Below are 22,121 nucleotides of genomic sequence, written 5' to 3' on the forward strand. Positions count from 1 at the left end.
GTTAAGTGGGACAGCAAGCTCAATGATGGCGATGGCTTGCCGGACCGGCCATAGGTGCACGCGCAGCGCCGGTGTAGGAACAGGATGAGTAACTGCCGAACATAGCAAGATGCTACACTTGCGCCCCCGCACCATTTCACCGCCTCATCACTTTCCCTGTCATGTCCTGCTTCGAATTGCGCACCCGCGCCTTGCACTGCCTGCTGCTGTCCGATCCGTCCGCCAAGGTTGCGGCCGTCGATGCCATGGCCGCTGACGTACGGTCCGGACACTGCGCCCCCGACCCGCAACTGCCGTTAGCGGCGCCGGCCGGGGCGCCGCTGCCGGGGCGGCCGGTACTGCCGGCGCTGGTGCTGCCGTCGGCGCTGGGCAAACGCTCGATGCACACGGTGGAAGGGCGCGCCATGCTGATCCATGCGCTGGCCCATATCGAGTTCAACGCCATCAATCTGGCGCTCGACGCGCTGTGGCGCTTCCCCGACATGCCGGCCGATTACTACACGGACTGGCTGCGGGTCGCGCAGGAAGAGGCGCTGCACTTTTCGCTGGTGGCCGCGCACCTGGCCGCGCTCGGCTATGCCTATGGCGACTTCACGGCCCACGGCAGCCTGTGGGAAATGGTCGCCAAGACCACCGGCGACGTGCTGGCGCGCATGGCGCTGGTGCCGCGCGTGCTCGAAGCGCGCGGCCTGGACGCCAACCCGCCGATGCGCGCCAAGCTGGCCCAGGCCGGCGATCTGCAGGCCGCCGCCATTCTCGACATCATCCTGCGCGACGAGATCGGCCACGTCGAGGTCGGAAACCGCTGGTACCGCCACCTGTGTTACCAGCGCGGGCTGGCGCCGCGCCCCACGTTTGCCGCGTTGTGCGAAACGTACTGGGCACCCGTGCCGCGCGGGCCGTTCAACCTGGACGCGCGGCGCCTGGCCGGATTCACGGAAGAGGAAATCGCCGACCTTTGCGCCAGCAATCAGCATTGATACCGCCGCGCTAACCGGAAATCAACAGTGCGGATGTCGTCCTGATAATACGTTTAAGATGTTTTTACTCATCCGGCCACAAGTCGTCGATGAATCACTAACACTCTCTAGCCACAGGACGAATCGATGATGAACGACCTCAGCGATGTAAATAGCGGTAATCTCAAGCTCAGCAATGTCAACCGTACCCGGCGCGATCTGCTGATTGCCGGCGCGATTACCGCCACCTCCGCTGCCGTGCCCTCGGTGGCCGGCGCCCAGAACAGCAGCGGCAGCAATCCCACGGGCGGCGGCAACGGCGCCCCCGCCCAGGCTGCCACACCCGTGATGAACAAGGTCACGCTGGTGGTCAACGGTCAATCGCGCACGCTCGACGTCGATACCCGCACGACCCTGCTTGATGCGCTGCGCGAAAACATGCACCTGACCGGCACCAAGAAGGGCTGCGATCATGGCCAGTGCGGCGCCTGCACCGTCATCGTCGAAGGCCGCCGCATCAATTCCTGCCTGTCGCTGGCCGTGATGCACGACGGCGACAAGATCACCACCATCGAAGGCCTGGGCACGCCGGACAAGCTGCACCCGATGCAGGCCGCTTTCGTCAAGCACGACGGTTACCAGTGCGGCTACTGTACGCCCGGGCAGATCTGTTCGGCCGTGTCCGCGCTCGAGGAAATCAAGCAGGGCATCCCGAGCCATGTCACGGCCGACCTCAATACCAAGCCCTTGCTCAGCAGCGAAGAACTGCGCGAACGCATGAGCGGCAATATCTGCCGCTGCGGCGCCTATTCCAACATCATCGACGCCATTAACGACGTGGCCGGGAGCCGCGCATGAAAGCCTTCAGCTACGAACGCGTCAAGACACCGGCCGAGGCGGCCGCCGCCATCAGCCGCACCCCGAATGCGAAATTCATTGCCGGCGGCACCAACTTGCTCGACCTGATGAAACTGGAAATCGAGGCGCCCACCCACCTGGTGGACGTCAACGGCATCGGGCTCGACAAGATAGAGGCCACGCCCGAGGGCGGCCTGCGCATCGGCGCCCTGGTCCGTAACACCGACCTCGCTGCCGACCAGCGCGTGCGGCGCGACTACGCCGTGCTGTCGCGCGCCTTGCTGTCCGGTGCGTCGGGCCAGTTGCGCAACAAGGCCACCACGGCCGGCAACCTGCTGCAGCGCACGCGTTGCCCGTATTTCTACGACACCAACCAGCCGTGCAACAAGCGCCAGCCGGGCAGCGGTTGCTCCGCCATCGGCGGCTTCAGCCGCCAGCACGCCGTGGTCGGCGCCAGCGACGCCTGCATCGCCACCCACCCGAGCGATATGGCCGTGGCCATGCAGCTGCTCGACGCCCACGTGGAAACCGTCAAGGCCGATGGCGCCACGCGCAGCATCGCCATGGCCGACTTCCACCGCCTGCCGGGCAACACGCCGCACATCGAGACCGCGCTCGAGCCGGGCGAACTGATCACGGCAGTTACGCTGCCCAAGCCGCTCGGCGGCAAGCATTTCTACCGCAAGGTGCGCGACCGCTCGTCGTACGCGTTTGCCCTGATTTCGGTAGCCGCCGTTGTGCTGCCCGACGGCAGCGGCCGCGTGGCGCTCGGTGGCGTCGCCCATAAACCGTGGCGCGTGCCGGCCGCGGACGCCAGCATGGCGCAGGGCGGCAAGGCCGTCGCCGACCAGTTGCTGGCCGGCGCCCGCACCACCGAAGACAATGCCTACAAGATCACCCTGGTCCAGCGCACGATTTCGTCGGTGCTGGCGGAAGCGAAGAAAGCCTAAGCCATGAAATTTACCACTCCCGCCACCACCAATCCGATCGACCAGCTGAAAGTCGTCGGCAAGCCGCTCGACCGCATCGACGGTCCCCTGAAAACCACGGGCACGGCGCCGTATGCCTACGAGCAGCACGCAGTGGCGCCCAACGCCGCTTACGGCTACGTGGTTGGCGCATCGGTTGCCAAGGGCAGAATCACGTCGATCGACCTGGCAGCCGCCCGCAAGTCGCCGGGCGTGCTGGCCATCGTCACCTACGAAAATGCCGGCAAGCTGGGCAAGGGCAAGATGAATACTGCCCACTTGCTGGCCGGTCCAGAGGTCGAGCACTACCACCAGGCCGTGGCCGTGGTCGTGGCCGACACCTGGGAGCAGGCGCGCGCTGCCGCCCAGCTGGTGCAGGTCAAATACGCCGAAACCCAGGGCGCCTACGACCTGGCCAAGGCCAAGGACAGCGCGGTCCAGCCCAAGGGCAAGGACAATGCCGACAGCAAGGTCGGCGACTTCGACGGCGCCTTCAAGTCCGCCCCGGTCAAGATCGACCTGACCTACACCACGCCCGACCAGTCGCACGCGATGATGGAACCGCACGCGTCGATCGCCAAATGGGACGGCGACAAGGTCACCATCTGGACCTCGAACCAGATGATCGCCTGGGGCCAGGGCGATGTGGCCAAGACGCTGGGGCTGCAGAAGGAGCAGGTGCGCCTGGTGTCGCCGTACATCGGCGGCGGCTTCGGCGGCAAGCTGTTCGTGCGCTGCGAAGCGGTGCTGGCGGCGCTCGGCGCCAAGGCTGCCGGCCGCCCGGTCAAGCTGACCCTGCCGCGTCCGCTCATGTTCAATAACACCACGCACCGGCCGGCCACCATCCAGCGCTTGCGCATCGGCGCCAGCCGCGAGGGCAAGATCACCGCCATCGGCCACGAGAGCTGGTCCGGCGACCTGCCCGACGGCCAGCCGGAAACCGCCACTGCCCAGACCAAGCTGCTGTATGCGGGTCCCAACCGCATGACCAAGATGCGGCTGGCCGTGCTCAATCTGCCCGAGGGCAACGCCATGCGCGCACCGGGCGAAGCGCCGGGCCTGATGGTGCTGGAAGTGGCGATCGACGAGCTGGCCGAAAAGCTGAAAATGGACCCGGTGCGCTTCCGCATCATTAACGACATCACCCACGATCCGGCCAAGCGCGAACGCAAATTCTCGCAGCGCCGCTTCGTCGAGTGCATGCGCATCGGCGCCGAGCGCTTTGGCTGGGACAAGCGCAACGCCCAGCCGGGCCAGGTGCGCGATGGCCGCTGGCTGGTCGGTTACGGTGTCGCTTCGGCCTTCCGCAACAATATGGTCATGAAGTCGGGCGCGCGCGTCAAACTCGACGGCAAAGGCATGGTCACTGTGGAAACCGACATGACCGACATCGGCACCGGTTCCTATACCATCATTGCCCAGACCGCAGCCGAGATGATGGGCGTCACCATCGACAAGGTAGTGGTCAGGCTCGGTGATTCGGACTTCCCGGTCTCGGCCGGTTCGGGCGGGCAGTGGGGCGCCAACAGTTCTACTGCCGGCGTGTATGCCGCCTGCGTCAAGCTGCGCGAGGCGGTGGCACAAAAGCTGGGCCTGCCGGCTGACGCCGAATTCGTCGATGGCTCGGTGCGCGGCGCCGGCAAAACCGTCACGCTGGCCAAGGCAGCGGAGGGCGGCGACATCGTGGCCGAAGACACGATGGAATACGGCGATCTCGACAAGAAATTCCAGCAGTCGACGTTCGGCGCCCACTTTGTCGAAGTCGGCGTCGATGCCTACACCGGCGAGACCCGCATCCGCCGCATGCTGGCCGTCTGCGCAGCCGGCCGCATCCTCAATCCCAAGTCGGCGCGCAGCCAGGTGATCGGCGCGATGACGATGGGCGCCGGTGCAGCGCTGATGGAAGACCTGGTCGTGGACCAGCGCCGCGGCTTCTTCGTCAACCACGACCTGGCCGGTTACGAGGTGCCGGTCCATGCCGACATCCCGCACCAGGACGTCATCTTCCTCGACGAGACCGATCCGATCTCGTCGCCGATGAAGGCCAAGGGCGTGGGCGAGCTCGGAATCTGCGGCGTGGGGGCGGCAATTGCCAATGCCATCTACAACGCCACCGGCGTGCGCGTGCGCGAGTACCCGATCACGCTCGACAAGCTGATCGACAAGCTGCCGCAGCAGGCGTAACGCCGGCGGGTAAGTTGCTGCGACTTCCGGCGCAGCGGCGGCTGCGCCGGTCAGGCGCCGCTGCTGTTCCCGTTTTATCACGGACTTGTCGGCGGAACGCTGGCGATTTGCCGATCTTGACAGCAAATGTCAGCGGTTTCATTCATCCGGGATAAGTAGGCAAGGGCGTGGAATCGATTACAATGGCCTCTTCTTAACTCTGGAAGGCAAGGCATGGAATGGCTATTCGACCCGAATATTTGGGTCGGCTTGTTCGCACTTATCGTGCTCGAGATCGTTCTCGGCATCGATAACCTGATTTTCATAGCAATTCTCGCGGACAAACTCGCGCCCGAGCAGCGCGACAGGGCAAGGCTGATCGGCCTGAGCCTGGCCATGGTCATGCGCCTCGGTCTGCTTTCCGTCATGTCCTGGCTGGTCACCCTGACCGAGCCGCTGTTCTACATTGCCTCCAAACCGTTTTCCGGCCGCGACCTGATCCTGCTGCTCGGCGGCCTGTTCCTGTTATTCAAGGCCACCACCGAGCTGCACGAGCGGGTCGAAGGCAAGGTCCACGTCCACACCGGCAACCGCGAATACGCGAGTTTCGGCGCGGTCGTGGCGCAGATCGTCGTGCTCGACGCCGTATTCTCGCTCGACGCCGTGATCACGGCGGTCGGCATGGTCGAGCAGCTGGGCGTGATGATGGCCGCCGTGGTGATCTCGATGGCCGTGATGCTGCTGGCCTCCAAGCCGCTCACGCGCTTCGTCAACGCCCATCCGACCGTGGTGGTGCTGTGCCTGAGCTTCCTGCTGATGGTGGGTCTGAGCCTGATCGCCGAGGGCCTGGGCTTCCACATCCCGAAAGGCTATCTGTACGCGGCAATCGGCTTCTCGGTCGTGATCGAGTTCCTCAACCAGCTGGCGCGCCGCAATTTCCTGCGCAAGGATTCGCATCTGCCGCTGCGCGACCGCACGGCCGACACCGTACTGCGCCTGCTCGGCAGCAAAAAGCGCGCGACCGCGGGCGAGGAGCCGGAAGAGGTGACCGACCAGGTCGAATTGCCGGCGTTCGAGGAACAGGAGCGCAATATGGTCAGCGGCGTGCTGAGCCTGTCGCAGCGCTCGATCCGTTCCATCATGACCAACCGCTCCGACATCTCATGGATCGACCTCGACGAAGATGCCGCCACCATCCAGGGCCAGCTGCTGGAAACGCCGCACAGCTTCTTCCCCGTCAGCCGTGGCCAGCTCGACAACGTGGTCGGCATCGTGCGCGCCAAGGACCTGGTGGCGTGCCTGGCCGCCGGCCGCCAGATCACCGACGAGTACGTGCGCGCACCGATCATCATGCCCGAGTCGGGCGGCGTGCTGAAGGTGATGGAAACCCTCAAGCGCTCGCGCCAGCTGGTGCTGATCGCCGACGAATACGGCTCGATTGTCGGCCTGGTGACGCCGATCGACATCCTGGAAGCGATTGCCGGCGAGTTCCCGGACGAGGACGAACAACCGGACGTGCAGGTGGACGGCACCGGCCGCTGGCGCGTGGCCGGCAGCGCCGACCTGCACCACCTGCAGCAGGTACTGGAAACGGAAGCGCTGGTCAGCGACACCGACGACTACTCGTCGCTGGCCGGCTTCATGCTGGAACAGTTCGGCACGCTGCCGGAACTGGGCCAGGCCATCGAGGTCGATGGCTTGCGCTTCGAGGTGGCGGAACTGCTCGAGCGCCGGATCGCGATGGTGCTGGTCACGCGGGTTGCCGAGCAGGGCGACAAGACCGGCGTTTGATGTCATTTTTGACGTCGCTTCAGGGCGCCGCCGGCGCAAACACGCGCAGGCGATGGCCGTCGAGGTCGCGCGCCACGAAGGTGTAGCCGAAATCCATCGCTACCGGCGCCTGCACGATGGTCAGTCCGCACTGCCGCCATTCGGCATGCAGCGCGCGCACTGCATCGTTTCCCGCCACCGCAAACGCCAGTTCTCCGCCGCCTGCGCCGTGCACGGCAGGCGCAGGTTGCACCGTGTGCTTCGACCACAGGCGCGAGCAGGATCCCGCTTGCAGGCTTCACCACAGTTCGGCAGCGAGTGGGGTGCCAGTCACCGGATAGCGGTCGCGGCGCAAGGTGTAGCCGGAGCACGCGGTTGGCGCGGGCAGGGCGCGTACTCTCCAGGCAGGGAAGCTGGCGGCAGTATGTTGCTAAAGTCGGCCGTCCGTGTTCCCGATGGCAAAAAAATTCTGAACACCACGCTCTTTCGTCCTCGTCAAACCTTTCCCGCATTGCATAGTCACTATCGCATAGCAAGTGAAAAATCGACGCTAAACGTATTTCCTTTCACCGCTGCAGCATCCCCTCATCGCCCGCAACCCGCTCGCATGCGTACGGAGTTAATCGTTTTCCGACCAAGTGACGTGTTTCCACAACATACTTGCAAAGAGTAATGACCGATTGCGCAACAACGTGCATACTTCAAACTGGTCCGACCAATTATGAGATTGGTTTACCAGAAGATTAAACCGATCCAACCAATTTATAAAATTCAGGACGGAGGAGACACATGCAGTATCAATCCACCCCACCACTGCGTCGGGCGACGATGGCAGTTTGCATCACCGTAGCACTGCTCGAAATGAGCGGCCAGGCATATGCCCAGACCGCACCTGCCACTGCACAGGCCGATGCACCGCCGGCGCAGATGCAGGCAGTGGTCGTGACCGGTTCGCTGATCCGCCGCGTTGCCGACGAAGGCGCGACGCCGCTGACCACCATCAAGTCGGCCGAGATGGAAGCGCGTGGCCACACCGAACTGAAAGACCTGGTGCTGGAACAGCCGCAATCGCTGTCGCTGGGCACCAATCCGGGCGCTGCCGGCCCGGTCACCAACTTGCGCGGCCTGGGCCCGATGCGTACGCTGACCCTGCTCAACGGCCGCCGCCTGGCCAACGAACCGCTGCAGGACCAGTACGTATCGGTCAACGTGATTCCGCGCATGGCGCTGGACCGCGTGGAAACGCTGTCCGGCGGCGCCGCCTCGATCTACGGCGCCGACGCCATCGGCGGCGTCCAGAACTTCTGGACCAAGCGCGGCTACAAGGGCCTGACGCTGAAGGGCGAATTCGCCGCGCCGGAAATGCACGGCGGCGGCACCACCAAGTCGTTCGGCGCCATCGGCGGCTTCGGCGACCTCGGCAAGGACGGCTTCAATGCCTACTTCGCCATCGACCACCAGGAAAAATCGGCGCTGATGCAGGGCGACCGCCCCGAGCAGCACGATCCGGAAACGCTGCGCTCGCTGGGCCTGGGCCTGCTGCCTGATGGCCGCAACGCCAACCCGCTGGCCAACTTCGGCTTCAGCCGCGCGGCCAATTCCAACTACAACCCCAACTTCGCCACCGGTTGCAACGCGCCATCGTCGTTGTCGACGCTGGGCGCCGCCAGCTTGCAGACCCCGGCCGTGTACGCGCCCGGCTGCATCCGCAATCCGCTGTATTTCAATGCCGTGACCGACGGCAGCAAGATCACCACGATGTCGGGACGCCTGAGCTTTAACCTGCCTGGCGGCCACAAGATCGACATGGATCTGCTGAACTCGGAATTCACGGTGCAGAAATTCCGCGGCATGCAGAGCCCGGGATCGACCAATCCGTTCACCACCTACTCGATGCCGGCCAGCAGCCGCTTCTATCCCGGCGCAGGCATCACGCCAGCAGTGCAGGTGGTGGGCGCCAATGGCGCGACCGGTACGCCGACGATGTACATCGACGCCACCAAGACGCCGGGTACGCCGACCAACCTGAACATGGCCAACCGCACCATCTACTTCCAGTGGGGTCCGGCGGAACTGGGTTCGGCCTACCGTAACGACAAGCAGACCAACAAGCGCCTGGTGCTGACCGCCGAAGGCGAAGTGCTGAGCTGGGACTACCGCGCCGGCGTCAATTACGGCGCGTCCGAGCGCAACACCATGGCCGGCGACGGCTACATCCTGTACTCGAAAGCGCAGGAAGGCTTCAACCGCGGCATCCTCAATCCGTTCGGCCTGCAGGACGAGGCGGGGGCGGCTTACCTGAACAGCATCGTCGCCAAGGATTACACCTACCGCCTGAACAAGGCCTACAACAAGAGCGTGGACCTGACCCTGTCCAAGGGCCTGTTCAAGCTCGGCGGCGGCGACCTGACACTGGCCGTGTCGGGCGAACTGCGCGAAGACAGCGCGCGCACCTTCAACGCGCCGCTCGACTACGTGTACCGCAAGGCTGACGGCAGCTACAATCTCGACTCGGCCGGCAACGTGCTGCAGCACGACCTGGTGGGCGAAACCCCGCAGGGTGTGGCCAAGAAACTCAAGCGCAAGATCACGTCGATCATGGCCGAGGTGGATGCACCGATCACCGACACCTTCCTGCTCAACGGCGCCGTACGGGCCGACCGCTACGACGACCTGGACCAGACCACCGTCAACCCGAAACTGGCGGCGCGCTGGCAGCCGTACCAGCCGCTGGTGCTGCGCGGTTCGGTCTCCACCGGTTTCCGTGCACCGTCGATCATGGACATCCAGAATCCGACTGCCGAAGTGCGCACGCAGCAGATGGACGACCCGGTACTGTGCCCGAGCGCGCAGCCGACCGTCACCGGCACCGGCACGCCGGTGGCAGGCCGCACCCGCGACCAGGTGTGCGACGTGCTGACCACCTACTGGACCAAGTCGCCGAACAACAGCTTCCTGAAACCGGAAAAATCGCGCGGCTTCTCGTACGGCTTCGCGCTCGAACCGATCAAGAACCTGTCGATCACGGTCGACTACTGGGGCCTGAAAATGCGTGACGTGCTGGGCGCCGTCAGCATCGCCGAAATCCAGCAAAATCCCGGCAAATATTCGGACCAGATCATCCGTGGTGCAGATGGCCTGATCGATCACATCGTGGCCAGCCAGGCCAATCGCGGCATGGCCCGCATCCGGGGCGCCGACATTTCCGGTAACTACCGTTTCCCGAAAACGGCTGCCGGCACCTTCGACGCCAAGATCGACGGCACCTGGTACCAGAAAAACGAGTTCCAGGGCGAGAAGGACGGCGTCTGGCTGCAGAACGTGGGCGTGATCACCAACGACGGCCGTTACGGCAGCGCTGGTCCGAACGCCGGTCTGGCCGGTTTGCCGCAGCTGAACCCACGCTGGAAGCACACGGCGTCGATCGGCTGGAACTACGGCGATTTCCGCACCACGCTGTCGCAGCGCTATAACACCGGCTTCCGCGATCTGACGCCGCGTACCGGTTCCTCGCTGACCAAGGTGGAAGCGTACAGCCAGTGGAATATGAACGTGCGTTACAACGGCATCGCCAATACCACCATCACGGTGGGCGTGAACAACATCACCAACGAGTTCCCGCCGCTGACCTCGAACAGCACCTACACCGGCGGCTATGTCACCAGCCTGGCCGACATGCTGGGCCGCGTGTACCGGGTCTCGATGGAGTACAAGTTCTAAGCGGCGGCACGGAATCCGCTCCCGTCCGGGAGCGGTGCAAGCTTGTCCAAGGCGGCCGCGAGGCCGCTTTTTCGTTGGCGGCGCCGGCTGTTCCGGATCGCCGCGTGTAAGATAACCCCACATCAAGGAGCAGACGATGATCAAACGACAGATGCTGGCTGCAGCGGTTGCGCTGACGCTGGTCTCGGGCGCCGTGCGCGCCGAGGTGATCGGCAGGATGGAAACCCCGCAAGCCCTGAGCGAGCAGCGCCTGGACGGCGTCGCCGCCCCCGAGCGGGCGCTGTGGCTGGCCTATCTGGCGCGCTCGCGCAGCCTGATGGCAGCCGACAAGGCGGCGCTGGCTGCCGAACGTGAGGGAACGGAGGCGGGAACGGTAGCGGGAGCGGCGGCGCAGCCGGCGCCCGGCAACGGCATGCCGCTCAAGAATGCAGCAGACTGGTATGGCTCGGCCGATGCCTTGCGCATCGCCGACAACATCGTCAGCTACCAGACCCCGGCCGGCGGCTGGGGCAAGAACGTCAACCGGGACGCGCCGCCGCGCCAGAAAGGTGAGGCCTATGTCCATGGCGACGCCGGCAAGCCGGAAGGCTGGTCGTTCGTCGGCACCATCGACAACGATGCCACCAGCACCGAGCTGCGCTTCCTGGCGCGCGTGATCGCCAGCGGCAGGGGAGCGCGCCAGGCGCAGTACCGCGCCGCATTCGTGCGCGGCATGGAATACCTGTTCAACGCCCAGTACCCGAACGGCGGTTTTCCGCAGGTGTATCCGCTCGCGGGCGGCTACCACGACGCCATTACCTACAACGACAATGCCATCGCCAATGTCGCCGATCTGCTCGACGACGTGGCGCTGCGCCGCGGCGACTACGGCTTCGTCTCGACCGAGCTGGCCGCGCGCGCCGCGCAGTCGCGCGACAAGGCCGAACAGGTGATCATCGCCAGCCAGATCAGGATCGATGGCGTGCCCACCGGCTGGTGCCAGCAGCACGATCCGGTCACCCTGGCGCCGGTGGGCGCCCGCAATTTCGAGCCGATCGCACTGGTCAGCGAGGAAAGCGCACGCCTGCTCAAGGTGCTGATGCGCGACCCGGCCCCGACGCCTGCCGTCGTGGCAGCGGTGGACGCCGGCGCCGCCTGGCTCAAGCGCGTGGCCATCTACGGCCAGCACTGGGAACGCAGCAGGGCTGGCGGCGTTCTCACGCCGAAAGCCGGCGCCGGTCCGCTCTGGGCGCGTTTTTACGATATCGCGACCATGCGGCCTGTGTTCGGCGACCGCGATCGCACCATCCATACCGACGTCAACGAACTGTCGCCCGAGCGACGGACCGGTTACGCCTGGTATGTCAGCAACCCGGCTGCTACGCTCGATAAATACCAGCAGTGGGCGCGCAAATTTTCACCCACTGGCCACTGACCCTATCGTTCTGCCGACCATCCCAGGTCGGCAAGTTGAAATAAACCTTGCGTCGCCAAATAGCGTAATACATAATACATGGTATGTAATACGTTACGATAAAGGAGCGAAACATGGCACGGACCGGTTTATCGAAAGAAGAAGTCGAGCGCGCACGGGCCGCGCTGTTGGCGCAGGGTCAGTATCCCTCCGTTGATGCGGTGCGGGTAGCGTCGGGCAATACCGGCTCCAAGTCCACCATCCACCGCTACCTGAAGGAAATCGACGAAGAGCAGGGCGGCTCAGCGAACGCCAGGGCGGGAGCCAAACCAGCGCCCATCAGCGACGCCCTGCGGGCACTGGTCGGGCGTCTGGCCACGCAGCTGCAGCAGGAAGCAGACGACAAGCTCGACACTGCCCGCGCCGAGCTGGCTGAGAAAGAACAGGAACTGGTGCAGGCCAACCGCCAGCTCGACAGTGCACTGCGCACGGCGCGCGAACACGAGGCGCGGCTGCAAACGGACTTGCGCCAGCAGCGCCTGGCGTTCAACATCAAGCAGGATGAACTGGCGCAGCTGAGCAAGGAAAGCAGCCGCATCGCCACCGAACTGGCACACACCCAGCAGTCGCTCTATGAACAGCTGACCCATGCCCGCAAGCTTGAGCAGAAGGTCGAGCAATTGCAGGCGCAGCAGCACCACGCGGCCGATCTCGAACGGCAGCTGGCAACCAGCATGGCGACCACCGAACGCCTGGAAGAGCAGCTGCAGGCGATGGCGTCGGCGCTGACGCCGACCCAGGCCAGGGTGCGCGAACTGGAACTGCTGCTGGTCCAGGCCGAGGCGCGCGCCCAGGCGCAGGAGCAGATGGGCGCGCAGCTGCGCAGCTACCTGGACCGGATGGCAGCGCCGACATAAGCCTTACAAATAATGGCGCTCGGTGGCCGCCGCCGGCACGGTCAGCCTCACCAGCAATGCTTCGATATCACGTCTCACTACGTCCGTCAGCGGCAGACCCTCATAGCGCAGCGTGGTATAGCCGGCTTGCTCCAGCATGGCGTCACGGTCGGCATCGGCTGCGCGCCTGTTCCAGTGCGACCGGTCATCGAGCTCGACGATGGCAATTGGCGTCAGCTGCCGCGAGCAGATCACGAAGTCCGCCACCTTGCGGTCGAACCGGTTGCGATGGGCCTGCTCGTCCGTGGTGATCAGGGCGGAGAAGGCCACCTGCGCCAGCACCACGCACTCGGGCAGCGCGGTGGCCAATATGCCGTACATCTGTTCTTCGAACGGCGTCAGCGGGCGCCGCGCGCGCACCGGCACGCTGGCCAGCGGGGGCGGAGCGGATGGCTGCCACCGGGACGGTGGCAGCGAACCGGTGGTAGTCGTTGGGCGCGCACTTTTGGACAATGCGCGTTGCTGCCGGCGCCGCCGTCGCGCACGCGCCAGCACGCGTTCTTTTATGAACAGCAGCAGCGCATACAGCATCAGCGCCGCCAGCCCATAGCTGATGAAGGCGCTCAACATCGGTTGCAGGATGTCCAGGTGGATCGGGGCGGGTAGGGTGGGCGATGTCATGCCCACAGGATAACGCTGATATTGCCTTGTGGCAATCACAGATCATTGCAGGTGCCGGCGCACCAGACAGGCAATATCATCGAACGACATGGTCTCGCAACTGACTGCCAGGCCGCCCTCGAATACCGGCTGGGTCAGCTTGGTCAGCACGCTGCCGGTTGGCATTTCGATTGCCAGCCGCGCACCGCGTTCCCACGCGTGCCGGATGCCGTCGTACCAGTGCACGGGGCGCGCCATATTATGGGCCAGGTCGGCGCCGATGGCAGCGCCGTCGAACATGGCGCGCGCCGCGCTGCCGCTGATGTACGTGACAGCGTGCTGCGGCCGGCGCAGCGCGACCGCAGACATGGCCGATGCCAGTGCCTGCGCCTGTCGGTCGAACAATGCGCAGTGCGACGGCACGCTGACGGCCAGCCGCTCGGCCCTGGCGCCGTGATTGCCGGCCTGGACCAGGTTGGCCACCGCCGCCATGGCTGCGTCGGCGCCGGCGATGACCAGCTGGCGCGGGCCGTTCAGGTTGGCGATGTACACCGGTTGCGCCGCGCTGTGCACCTGCGCCACCAGCGGCGCCAGCTGCGCTGCCAGCAGGCCCGTGATCGCGGTCATGCCGTAGCCGGCCGGGTAGGCGTCCTGCATCGATTGCGCGCGCTGGCGCACCAGCCGGACCGCGTCGGCAAAATCGAGCACACCGGCGGTCACCGCTGCCGGAAACGCGCCGATCGACAGGCCGGCCACCAGCGCCGGCTGGGCGCCTAGCATGGCCAGGTGGCGCGCGGCAGCCACGCCGGCAACCAGCAGGCACAGTTGCACGGCCACCGTGTAGCGCAGGGCGGCCTCGGTGTCGAGCAGCAGGACATCGCTGCCCAGCGCCACCGAGGCTTCGTTAAGCGTCTCCGCGACGACCGGGTGCGCGGGCAAGGCGTGCAGCATGCCCGGGCGTTGCGCGCCCTGGCCGGGAAACGTGTACAGCACGCTCATGCCGCTGCACCCTGCGCTGCGCCGGGCTGCCACGGATCGGCCAGCAGCAGCGGACCGTGGGCGGTCTTGAGCAGCACCCGGCCGCCGCGCGCGTATTCGTTCAGGGCAAAGCCGCCGACGCCGGTATCGACCTGGATATCGACGCGGGACGCCTGCCGTTCCTGCAGGCGCAGCAGGCGATCGATGGTGGATGGCGCCAGGACTGCCGGCGCGCGCACCAGCAGATCGAGATCGCTGTCCGCGCGCAGCACGGTCAGGCCGGACGCCAGCTGGAAACCGGCGCCGCCGGTCGGCCCCCAGGCCAGGCCCAGTTGCGCCAGCGTCGGCGCCATGGCAGCCAGCGCTTGCAGCGGCGGCAGGGCAAACCAGCCGCCCGGCGATGGTGGCGATGGTGGCGGAGCTGGCGCAGGCAGCGCAGGCGGAAATGACCACGCGGACGGCCCGGTTGCCGACGCCGGCGCGGGCACGCCCGGTGCTCCCGGTGCCGCCCCGGCCGTGCCCAGGACCTGCCGCGCCAGCATCTCGGGCGTGACGCAGCGCGCCACAGCGTCGTGCTGCACGTAACCCTTGCAGCGCTGGCTGCGGGTGAGCCCGCGCGCGCCGACCGGCAGCAGGCCGGCCGGCGCCGCCTCGCGCCGCACCACCAGCGGCGCCTGCGCCAGCCAGGCGGCATCGAGCCACGCCGGCCAGCCTTCTGCGCCGCCGGTGCTGAAGCGGTCGGGCAGGTGCAGGAACAGCAGATCGTGCGGACTGGGCATGGCGTTATCCAACGATGGCGCGGGTGGCAAAGAATAGCAGCGATGGGCCGAGCAGGCAGCCCAGTCCCGTGTGGAAGGTGGCCACCAGCGCGCCGTACGGCACCAGCCTGCGGTCGGTCGCCGCCAGTCCCGCCGACACGCCGGACACGGTGCCGGCCAGGCCGCCGAACACCATCGCCGAGCGGGGCGTGCGCAATCCGAGGAAACGCGCTGCGGCCGGCGTGCCCACCATTACCAGAATGGCCTTGATCAGGCCGGCCGCGATGCTCAGCGCCATCACATCCGATGTGGCACCGATGGCGGCGCCGGTGACCGGGCCGACAATGTAGGTGACCGCGCCGGCGCCGATGGTGGTGATGCTGACCGCGTCGCGGTAGCCGAACGCGTAGGCCACGCAGGCGCCGACGATGAACGGCAGCAGGGTGCCCAGCAACAGCGCCATCACGCCCACAAGGCCGGCCTTGCGCGCCTCCACCACCTGCACCTCGAATGCGGTGGCGACGATGGCAAAGTCGCGCAGCATGGCGCCGCCCATCAAACCCACGCCGGCAAACAGCGAGACATCGGCCAGCCCCTTGGTGCCGCCGGTCTGGACACCGCCCCAGTAGGCCAGACCCAGGCCGATCACGATGGCGATGGCCGAGCCGTGCACGCGACCCATGGTCAGGTGGCGCGAGAGTTTCATCGATACCAGCATCACCAGGCCCACCAGCGCAAACGCGGTGACCAGGCCATTGTGGCGTACGGTTCCTTCGAGCAGTTCGAGCATGGCGGTCTCCTCAACGCGCGGTGGCGGTGGCAGCGGGGGCAGCAGCGGCCCGGTCGGCCGCAGGCGGCGCCTGGTCCGTTCCCTCCGCTCCCTCAGTGCCCTTCTCGCCGCGGTTGATCAGCGCGATCACGCACGCGCACACCACCACGCTGCCCACTGCCGCCAGCAGCGCCACCGGGCCGCCGCGCAGCGCCGTCAGCACATTCTGCTGGGCGGCCATGGCCACCACCACCGGAATGTACAGCGCGCCCCAGAACGCCACGCCCATCTCGGTCTGCTCGGGCATCCAGCCTTTCCTGTGCATCCACAGCCGCGCGCAGATCAGCAGGATCATCGCAATGCCGACGCCGCCGACATTGGTCTTGGCGCCGATCAGGGCGCCCAGCAGGTCGCCGAGAAAAATTCCCAGCAAATGGCAGATTGCCAGTAAAGCGGTACCGTAAATAATCATGAGGTGTCTCCTACCAGATTGAACTCGTTCCAGGAAGTGGGCAGCCGCGCCGGTGCTGTAATGGTTGGTGATACCGGCTGAAAGGCGGCTGCCGTGGTTTCAAACGCCGGCTTCTCCTTTCCACTGCGCGCGCAGCAGTTGCCGGACGCGCCGCGATGCGGCCCGGTGTTCGCCAGCGAAGCGCGTGGCGAGGTTGCGTTCGGGATCGGCCTCGATATCGGCCAGCGCCGCTTCCAGCGTACTGCGTACCAGGGCCACATCGTCGGCGGAGGGCGCGGCAGCGCTACCCGGCCGCAATACCTTCCACAGCAGCCCGAGCGACGCGTAGCTGTGGATGTCGTACGCCATCGGCGGCACGCGCTGCGCCAGCGCTTCCAGCGCCTCGACGGACCGCAGCGTGATGCGCGCGGCGGACGCCTTGCCCATCGCATGCACCATCACGCCCGGATCGTCGAGCGCGATCAGGCGGTTGGCCTGGTAACCGTGCGCCAGAAATGCGCCCGACATCGCCAGCCCGACGATCAGGCCGATCACCGGGTGGCCGGCCAGCCGCGCCTGGGCATAGGCGCCGGCCGCACCGGCGAGGGCCTGGTGGATGCCGAATGCTTCCTCGCGCCGGCCATAGGCCTGGCTGCTGACGTCGATCACGGCGACGATGGCGCGTTTGCGGTCGGCCGTGCGGTCGGCGGCAATCGCTTCGTGCACGGCTTGCGCCAGCTGCCAGCCTTCGACCAGGCCCACCTCGCCGGTGCGCGCGCGCGGGTAGCGGTTGTCGGCATCGGGCACCACGGCGATGTAGCGCGCCGGCGCACCGGCCAGGCTGGCGTCGCGCACGCGCACCGCCGGCCAGTCATGGACATCTTCGCCGCCGGCCAGCAGCGCGAACCAGGTGTTGCCGTTGGACTTGTTCATCAGAGCTCCTTTCCGTACAGGGTGCGCACATCGTCCGGCGCCGGCTGGCGGGCGGTGTCGAACTGCGCCAGCATGTCGAGGTACTCGGCATGGCGGTCGCTGCGGTGTTCGGCCGGCACACCGGCCTGGAACAGTTGCGCGACCGTGGCGCGCAGCTGCGCCGTGTCGTCGTCCACCAAGGCATCGGCCAGGCCGGTCGCTGCCCGTTGCTGACCGCCGGTCAGGCCCCAGATCAGGGCGCGGTTGCGCGAATCGAATTCAGCGATGCCCGCCTCCTGCTCGATCACCTGCGGGCCGTTCAGGCCAAGACGCGCCTCGCGGGTGAGCACCAGGTACGAACACAGGCCAGCCGCAATCGACATGCCGCCATAGCAGCCGACCGTGCCGGCGCTGACGCCGATCACGGGCCGGTAGCGGCGCAGATCGACGATGGCGGACTGGATCTCGGCGATCGCCGCCAGTCCCAAATTGGCCTCCTGCAGCCGCACGCCGCCCGTTTCGAACACGATCACGGCCTGGGTTGGTGTGCCGGCGCGATTGTCGTCGGCCGCCAGTTCCAGCGCGCCGGCGATCTTGGCGCCGCCCACCTCGCCCATGCTGCCGCCCTGGAAAGCGCCTTCGATGGCGAGGACCACGGTGGCCACGCCATTGACCGTGCCCTTGGCCACGACCACGCCGTCATCGGACTGGGTGACCAGCTGCTGCTGCGCCAGCCACGGCGACGTCACGCGGTCGAAAGGGCCGATCAGTTCGCGCATCGAGCCGGCGTCGAGCAAGGCGCGCGCGCGGTCGCGGGCGCTACGCTCGATGAAGCTGTCGCGGTTCAGCAATCGTTCGATATTCATGATCCGGTTCCTCCGGCCGACTGCGCCTGCTGGTAGGCCTGCTCATAGGCCTGCTCGATGCGCATGCGCACCACGCCGGGGGTGGCGCCGTTGTCGTTGATCTCGATCCTGGCAGCCGGCAGCGCGGCATCGGCAAACACGCGGTCGAGCAGCGCCTGCCAGGTGGCGCCGTAGCCGTCCACCGAGGTTTGCACGGCAACCGTGGTGGTTGCGCGGGCGCCCGGCTCCAGCAGTACTTCCAGGTCGCCGGAGGCGACCACGCCGGTCACCGTCCTTAACAACGCCGGCTGGCCGGCGGGGAATTCAAAATGCAGGCGTTCCATATGTGGCCTCCGTGGCTGGTGGGGTTGTGGTGCCGCGATGCGGGCAGTCGAGCCGGTCCAGCAGCAGCGTGGCTGCCAGCAGGTCGGCCGCGCCGCCGGGCGATACGCGGCGCGCCAGCAGTTCGGCGTCGAGCGCGCGCAGCGCCAAGCGGCCGGCGCCGGCGCCCGCGCCGCCGGCTGCGAGCACGGCGCGGGCGCCGGCCTGCGCTGCTGCCAGTGCCGGCCGGCCGCCGCGCGCCAGCAGGCAGGTGTCGTCCAGATCGGCCATCACCGCCAGCAAGGCGTTGATCCGGGCCGCAGGTTCGGTGTCGCCGCGGTCGCGCGCGGCGCGCAGCACCGGCAGCGCGACGCCGGTCACGTGCGGAAATGCCGCTTCGGCCTGGCCGCGCGCGCCGCCGACGCCATAGGTGCGGCGCGCCGCCTCGCCCTTGTTGCCGGTCGTGGCTGGCGCGCCGGGGTCGTCGAGCCGCGCCAGTGCGCCGGCCCGCGCAGCGATGCTGCCGGCTTCGATGCTGCAGACGGCGACGCTGCCGTCCCCGTTGGCAAGCGTAGCGTCATGGGCGCGGCCGCCGGCATCGGGCCATGCCGCACGGTGCGCTGCCGCTGTCACCAGCAGGCCCAGCGCCCAGATTGCGCCGCGGTGCGTGTTGACGCCGCTGGTGGCGGTCATCATCAGCGCCTCACCGGCGCGGCCGATGGCGCCGATGCGCCGGCGCAGCGCCGGCAGGTCGGCAATGGTGGCGCCGGCATGGGCCATGGCCTGAAACGCCGGCTGCAGCGCCTGGGCCGAGTCGCACATCAGCAGCCAGCTCAAATCGCTGTGGGCGCCGCTGCCGCGCAGGTCCACCAGGCCCGGTTTCGGCGTCAGCATCGCTTCATCGACCAGCGCGGCCACGGCCAGTGCCGCCAGCGCGTCCGCGGAGCGATGAGAAAGAATCGTTGTAGAGACACCAGTCATTACCAACTCCTGAATTTGGCGGGTGGATCGTACAGGCCGTCGGACCAGTCGACCAGGTCGGCGATGCTCTTGGCGGCCAGCAGCGAGCGCGTGGCCTCGGTGCGCTGCACGCCCAAGTCTTCCGGCAGGGCGATCAGCCCCTGCGCGCGCATCCGCGCGGTCTGCTTGGGGTCGTGGCGCAGGCCGACCGGCGTGACGCCGGCCACCGCTGCCAGCATGGCCTTGCGCTCGTCCAGGTTGCGCGCCTTGTACAGGTAGGCGATGCCTTCCTCGGTCAGCACGTGGCTGACATCGTCGCCGTAGATCATCACCGGCGCCAGCGGCATGCCGGACGCCTGGCCGACGGCCACCGCGTCCAGCGATTCGACGATGGTGGGCTGGCTGCCGTCCTGGAACGTCTCGACCATCTGCACCACCAGCTTGCGTCCGCGCGAGAGCGGATCGTCGCCTTCGATCAGGTCCAGCCAGGCCGGGGTGGCGTGGCGGCGGCCGTGCGGGTCGTGGCCCATGTTGGGCGCACCGCCGAAGCCTGTCAGGCGGCCATGGGTGACGGTCGAGGAATTGCCCTCGCCATCCATCTGCAGCGTGGCGCCGATGAACAGGTCCACCGCGTACTGGCCGGCCATCTGGCACAGCAGCCGGTTCGAGCGCATCGAGCCGTCGCGGCCCGTGAAGAAAATGTCGGGGCGGGCGGCGGTGTACGCTTCCATGCCCAGCTCGGCGCCGAAGCAGTGCACGCTGTCCACCCAGCCGCTCTCGATGGCGGGGATCAGCGTCGGATGGGGGTTGAGGGTCCAGTGGCGGCAGATCTTGCCTTTCAGGCCCAGTTGCTCGCCGTACGTGGGCAGCAGCAGTTCGATCGCGGCGGTGTTGAAGCCGATGCCATGGTTGAGCGACTGGACGTTGTGCCGCTCGTACACGCCGCGAATCGCCATCATCCCCATCAGCACATGCACGGGATTGATCAGGCGCGGATCACGGGTAAACAGCGGCTCGATATAAAACGGCTTGTCGGCCTGCACCACGAAGTCGATCCAGGAACCGGGAATATCCACGCGCGGCAGGTCGCCCGGGTCGTCGACGATCTGGTTGACCTGGGCGATCACGATGCCGTCGTGGAAGGCGGCTGCCTCCACCAGCGCCGGCGTGTCCTCGGTACTCGGTCCCGTGTACAGGTTGCCCTGGCGGTCGGCCATGTAGCCGGCCACCAGCACCACGTTCGGCGCCAGGTCCACGTACAGCCGCGCATACAGTTCCACGTAGGTATGCAGCGCGCCCACCTGGAGCACGCCGTCCTGCAGCAGCTGCGAGATGCGCAGGCTCTGGGTGCCGGCAAACGCAAAATCGAGCTGGTTGGCGATGCCCCGTTCGAACAGGTCCAGGTGCTGCGGCAGGCTCACGCTGGGCATGATCATGTGCAGCCTGCTGACGCGATCGGGGTTGAGCTGCACCATGGCGCGGGCCAGGAAGTCGGCCTGCTTCTGGTTGTTGCCTTCCAAAACCACGCGGTCGCCGCTGGCAATCAGCAGCGCCAGCGCATCGACGATGGCGTCGGTGCCGATGATGGGGCCGTCGCTGAGGTGGCGCACGGCGTCGAGGCGCCGCCGCTTTTCCTGGCGCCGGGTATCCCACTGACGCGGGGGTCTGTCGTTCATAAGGTCTCCTGTCATGGCTGCTGATCTGGCCATGTCCAGCATAGGCGCAGCGGACGCCCGCTACAATCAACCGCAGCGCTGCGATGTTTACCCGTAGGTTAAGTATTGCTATACTCGGCAGACGGAGAAACGATGATCGACGAAGAAATTACGCTCAAGAAACTGGAAATTTTCCTCGCCTTCATGCGCCTGGGCAGCCTGGCGCGGGTGTCGGAGGAAGCGGGGCAGAGCGTGGTCAGCGTGCACCGGGCGCTGCACTCGCTGGAGCAGGGGCTGCGCTGCCAGCTGTTCGCCCGCCAAGGGCGCAAGCTCAGTGCCACACCGGCTGCCTACGCGCTGGCCACCCATGCGCAGCGGGCAGTCAGCGAAGCCGAGGAGGGCATCCGCAAGGTGCGCGAGATCGCCGGCTTTAACAGCAGCCGCCTGCGCATCGGATCGTTGTATTCGCTGACGCTGCGCTGCATTCCGCACTTGCTGATGGGGCTGAAATTGCGGCGTCCCGCGCTGCACGTGGACCTGACCCTGGGCTCGAACAAGGATTTGCTGCAGGGCCTGGCCGATGGCCGGCTCGACGCGGTCGTGATCGGCCTGCAGGCGCCGGCCGACGATGCGCGCATGCTGGCCATTCCGATGTTCGAGGACGAGGTGCGACTGGCGGCACCGCTCGGTTCACCGTACGCAGGCGCCAGCCAGGTGGACCTGCGCCAGTTGCGCCACGAGCAGTGGATCACGCTGGGCGCCGGCTTTGTCACTGCCGACAGTTTCAATCACGCGTTCCGCCAGGCCGGTTTTGCCCCGGAGACGGCAATGCAGGTCAGTGACATTTTTTCGCTGATCAACCTGGTGGGCAGCGGCATGGGCTACAGCCTGCTGCCGGCGCGGGTGGCCGAGTACAGCGCCCGGATCGAGCTGATCGGCCTGGCCGCCCCATATGCCTCGCACCAGGTGATTTCGCTGCTAATGCTCAAGTCGCGCGAGCGCGACCCGAACCTGCTGGCCCTGGCGGCGGAATCGCGCATGTTCGACCATAAGCAGGCTCGGCGCTAGCCGCCCGTCACACGGGC

General features: G+C 66.7%; 20 protein-coding genes. 9 read left to right on the forward strand and 11 right to left on the reverse strand.

Annotated elements, in window-relative coordinates; all coding sequences use genetic code 11:
- Nucleotides 1–161 precede the first annotated feature (161 nt).
- The 5 genes from ASF61_RS20175 to ASF61_RS20195 all read left to right on the forward strand — a co-directional run bounded on the left by ASF61_RS20175 (nucleotide 162) and on the right by ASF61_RS20195 (nucleotide 6,739).
- A complete protein-coding gene (locus ASF61_RS20175) occupies nucleotides 162–980 on the forward strand; it encodes a ferritin-like domain-containing protein (protein WP_056160176.1) in 819 nt (272 codons plus the stop codon).
- Between the two features lie 129 nt (nucleotides 981–1,109).
- A complete protein-coding gene (gene paoA / locus ASF61_RS20180; RefSeq protein WP_156369667.1) occupies nucleotides 1,110–1,817 on the forward strand; it encodes an aldehyde dehydrogenase iron-sulfur subunit PaoA in 708 nt (235 codons plus the stop codon).
- Nucleotides 1,814–2,767 carry a xanthine dehydrogenase family protein subunit M gene (locus ASF61_RS20185; RefSeq protein WP_056160182.1) on the forward strand — a complete coding sequence of 318 codons (954 nt, stop codon included), beginning with the start codon at nucleotides 1,814–1,816 and terminating at the stop codon, nucleotides 2,765–2,767. Before paoA ends, ASF61_RS20185 begins: the two co-directional genes overlap by 4 nt.
- Nucleotides 2,768–2,770: 3 nt before the next feature.
- Nucleotides 2,771–4,969: an aldehyde oxidoreductase molybdenum-binding subunit PaoC gene (gene paoC, locus ASF61_RS20190; RefSeq protein ID WP_056160184.1), complete on the forward strand. Its 2,199-nt coding sequence runs from the start codon at nucleotides 2,771–2,773 to the stop codon at nucleotides 4,967–4,969.
- Nucleotides 4,970–5,182: 213 nt separating this feature from the next.
- On the forward strand, nucleotides 5,183–6,739 hold the full coding sequence (locus ASF61_RS20195; RefSeq protein ID WP_056160187.1) for a TerC family protein: 1,557 nt from the start codon (nucleotides 5,183–5,185) through the stop codon (nucleotides 6,737–6,739).
- A 19-nt stretch (nucleotides 6,740–6,758) separates the two neighbouring features.
- On the opposite strand, the gene ASF61_RS20200 is transcribed toward ASF61_RS20195, so the two are convergent.
- A complete protein-coding gene (locus ASF61_RS20200) occupies nucleotides 6,759–6,971 on the reverse strand; it encodes a hypothetical protein (protein ID WP_200919916.1) in 213 nt (70 codons plus the stop codon).
- 575 nt (nucleotides 6,972–7,546) lie between these two features.
- Here ASF61_RS20200 and ASF61_RS20205 point away from each other — a divergent pair.
- From ASF61_RS20205 to ASF61_RS20215, 3 genes are all read left to right on the forward strand, one after another.
- On the forward strand, nucleotides 7,547–10,438 hold the full coding sequence (locus tag ASF61_RS20205; protein WP_229205946.1) for a TonB-dependent receptor domain-containing protein: 2,892 nt from the start codon (nucleotides 7,547–7,549) through the stop codon (nucleotides 10,436–10,438).
- A gap of 136 nt (nucleotides 10,439–10,574) precedes the next feature.
- Nucleotides 10,575–11,852 carry a pectate lyase gene (gene pelA / locus ASF61_RS20210; RefSeq protein WP_229205947.1) on the forward strand — a complete coding sequence of 426 codons (1,278 nt, stop codon included), beginning with the start codon at nucleotides 10,575–10,577 and terminating at the stop codon, nucleotides 11,850–11,852.
- Nucleotides 11,853–11,965: 113 nt separating this feature from the next.
- Nucleotides 11,966–12,748, forward strand: coding sequence for a DNA-binding protein (locus ASF61_RS20215; protein ID WP_056160192.1), 783 nt, complete (start codon nucleotides 11,966–11,968; stop codon nucleotides 12,746–12,748).
- A gap of 3 nt (nucleotides 12,749–12,751) precedes the next feature.
- On the opposite strand, the gene ASF61_RS20220 is transcribed toward ASF61_RS20215, so the two are convergent.
- The 10 genes from ASF61_RS20220 to mdcA form a co-directional block, all read right to left on the reverse strand.
- Nucleotides 12,752–13,408: a DUF2726 domain-containing protein gene (locus ASF61_RS20220; RefSeq protein ID WP_082491844.1), complete on the reverse strand. Its 657-nt coding sequence runs from the start codon at nucleotides 13,406–13,408 to the stop codon at nucleotides 12,752–12,754.
- A gap of 42 nt (nucleotides 13,409–13,450) precedes the next feature.
- Complete coding sequence (gene mdcH, locus ASF61_RS20225) at nucleotides 13,451–14,386, reverse strand: malonate decarboxylase subunit epsilon (protein WP_056160197.1); 936 nt, start codon at nucleotides 14,384–14,386, stop codon at nucleotides 13,451–13,453.
- Nucleotides 14,383–15,144, reverse strand: coding sequence for a malonate decarboxylase holo-ACP synthase (locus ASF61_RS20230; RefSeq protein WP_056160200.1), 762 nt, complete (start codon nucleotides 15,142–15,144; stop codon nucleotides 14,383–14,385). Before ASF61_RS20230 ends, mdcH begins: the two co-directional genes overlap by 4 nt.
- Before the next feature lie 4 nt (nucleotides 15,145–15,148).
- Nucleotides 15,149–15,913: a malonate transporter subunit MadM gene (gene madM / locus ASF61_RS20235; RefSeq protein ID WP_056160202.1), complete on the reverse strand. Its 765-nt coding sequence runs from the start codon at nucleotides 15,911–15,913 to the stop codon at nucleotides 15,149–15,151.
- Between the two features lie 10 nt (nucleotides 15,914–15,923).
- On the reverse strand, nucleotides 15,924–16,364 hold the full coding sequence (gene madL / locus ASF61_RS20240; RefSeq protein WP_082491845.1) for a malonate transporter subunit MadL: 441 nt from the start codon (nucleotides 16,362–16,364) through the stop codon (nucleotides 15,924–15,926).
- Between the two features lie 99 nt (nucleotides 16,365–16,463).
- Complete coding sequence (mdcE, locus tag ASF61_RS20245) at nucleotides 16,464–17,276, reverse strand: biotin-independent malonate decarboxylase subunit gamma (RefSeq protein ID WP_056160206.1); 813 nt, start codon at nucleotides 17,274–17,276, stop codon at nucleotides 16,464–16,466.
- A complete protein-coding gene (locus ASF61_RS20250; RefSeq protein ID WP_056160209.1) occupies nucleotides 17,276–18,121 on the reverse strand; it encodes a biotin-independent malonate decarboxylase subunit beta in 846 nt (281 codons plus the stop codon). Before ASF61_RS20250 ends, mdcE begins: the two co-directional genes overlap by 1 nt.
- The gene (locus tag ASF61_RS20255) at nucleotides 18,118–18,444 is read right to left on the reverse strand and encodes a malonate decarboxylase subunit delta (RefSeq protein ID WP_056160212.1); all 327 of its coding nucleotides are present in this window, start codon (nucleotides 18,442–18,444) and stop codon (nucleotides 18,118–18,120) included. The genes ASF61_RS20250 and ASF61_RS20255 overlap by 4 nt, the downstream gene beginning before the upstream one ends.
- Complete coding sequence (locus ASF61_RS20260) at nucleotides 18,425–19,402, reverse strand: triphosphoribosyl-dephospho-CoA synthase (protein ID WP_056160216.1); 978 nt, start codon at nucleotides 19,400–19,402, stop codon at nucleotides 18,425–18,427. Before ASF61_RS20260 ends, ASF61_RS20255 begins: the two co-directional genes overlap by 20 nt.
- The gene (gene mdcA / locus ASF61_RS20265; RefSeq protein ID WP_156369660.1) at nucleotides 19,402–21,057 is read right to left on the reverse strand and encodes a malonate decarboxylase subunit alpha; all 1,656 of its coding nucleotides are present in this window, start codon (nucleotides 21,055–21,057) and stop codon (nucleotides 19,402–19,404) included. The genes ASF61_RS20260 and mdcA overlap by 1 nt, the downstream gene beginning before the upstream one ends.
- 132 nt (nucleotides 21,058–21,189) lie before the next feature.
- Here mdcA and ASF61_RS20270 point away from each other — a divergent pair, with 132 nt between their 5' ends.
- Entirely contained in the window at nucleotides 21,190–22,104 is a 915-nt protein-coding gene (locus tag ASF61_RS20270) for a LysR family transcriptional regulator (RefSeq protein ID WP_056160224.1), read from the forward strand.
- The last annotated feature ends 17 nt before the right edge of the window (nucleotides 22,105–22,121 follow it).

This window comes from Duganella sp. Leaf126, assembly GCF_001423125.1.
Classification (GTDB): domain Bacteria; phylum Pseudomonadota; class Gammaproteobacteria; order Burkholderiales; family Burkholderiaceae_D; genus Rugamonas.

What these genes read in the sequence shown, in the direction of transcription:
- ASF61_RS20175 (WP_056160176.1), top strand. Translation starts at nt 162, where the DNA reads ATGTCCTGCTTCGAATTGCGCACCCGCGCCTTGCACTGCCTGCTGCTG.
- paoA (WP_156369667.1), top strand. Translation starts at nt 1,110, where the DNA reads ATGAACGACCTCAGCGATGTAAATAGCGGTAATCTCAAGCTCAGCAAT.
- ASF61_RS20185 (WP_056160182.1), top strand. Translation starts at nt 1,814, where the DNA reads ATGAAAGCCTTCAGCTACGAACGCGTCAAGACACCGGCCGAGGCGGCC.
- paoC (WP_056160184.1), top strand. Translation starts at nt 2,771, where the DNA reads ATGAAATTTACCACTCCCGCCACCACCAATCCGATCGACCAGCTGAAA.
- ASF61_RS20195 (WP_056160187.1), top strand. Translation starts at nt 5,183, where the DNA reads ATGGAATGGCTATTCGACCCGAATATTTGGGTCGGCTTGTTCGCACTT.
- ASF61_RS20205 (WP_229205946.1), top strand. Translation starts at nt 7,547, where the DNA reads ATGGCAGTTTGCATCACCGTAGCACTGCTCGAAATGAGCGGCCAGGCA.
- pelA (WP_229205947.1), top strand. Translation starts at nt 10,575, where the DNA reads ATGATCAAACGACAGATGCTGGCTGCAGCGGTTGCGCTGACGCTGGTC.
- ASF61_RS20215 (WP_056160192.1), top strand. Translation starts at nt 11,966, where the DNA reads ATGGCACGGACCGGTTTATCGAAAGAAGAAGTCGAGCGCGCACGGGCC.
- ASF61_RS20220 (WP_082491844.1), bottom strand. Translation starts at nt 13,408, where the DNA reads ATGACATCGCCCACCCTACCCGCCCCGATCCACCTGGACATCCTGCAA.
- mdcH (WP_056160197.1), bottom strand. Translation starts at nt 14,386, where the DNA reads ATGAGCGTGCTGTACACGTTTCCCGGCCAGGGCGCGCAACGCCCGGGC.
- ASF61_RS20230 (WP_056160200.1), bottom strand. Translation starts at nt 15,144, where the DNA reads ATGCCCAGTCCGCACGATCTGCTGTTCCTGCACCTGCCCGACCGCTTC.
- madM (WP_056160202.1), bottom strand. Translation starts at nt 15,913, where the DNA reads ATGCTCGAACTGCTCGAAGGAACCGTACGCCACAATGGCCTGGTCACC.
- madL (WP_082491845.1), bottom strand. Translation starts at nt 16,364, where the DNA reads ATGATTATTTACGGTACCGCTTTACTGGCAATCTGCCATTTGCTGGGA.
- mdcE (WP_056160206.1), bottom strand. Translation starts at nt 17,276, where the DNA reads ATGAACAAGTCCAACGGCAACACCTGGTTCGCGCTGCTGGCCGGCGGC.
- ASF61_RS20250 (WP_056160209.1), bottom strand. Translation starts at nt 18,121, where the DNA reads ATGAATATCGAACGATTGCTGAACCGCGACAGCTTCATCGAGCGTAGC.
- ASF61_RS20255 (WP_056160212.1), bottom strand. Translation starts at nt 18,444, where the DNA reads ATGGAACGCCTGCATTTTGAATTCCCCGCCGGCCAGCCGGCGTTGTTA.
- ASF61_RS20260 (WP_056160216.1), bottom strand. Translation starts at nt 19,402, where the DNA reads ATGACTGGTGTCTCTACAACGATTCTTTCTCATCGCTCCGCGGACGCG.
- mdcA (WP_156369660.1), bottom strand. Translation starts at nt 21,057, where the DNA reads ATGAACGACAGACCCCCGCGTCAGTGGGATACCCGGCGCCAGGAAAAG.
- ASF61_RS20270 (WP_056160224.1), top strand. Translation starts at nt 21,190, where the DNA reads ATGATCGACGAAGAAATTACGCTCAAGAAACTGGAAATTTTCCTCGCC.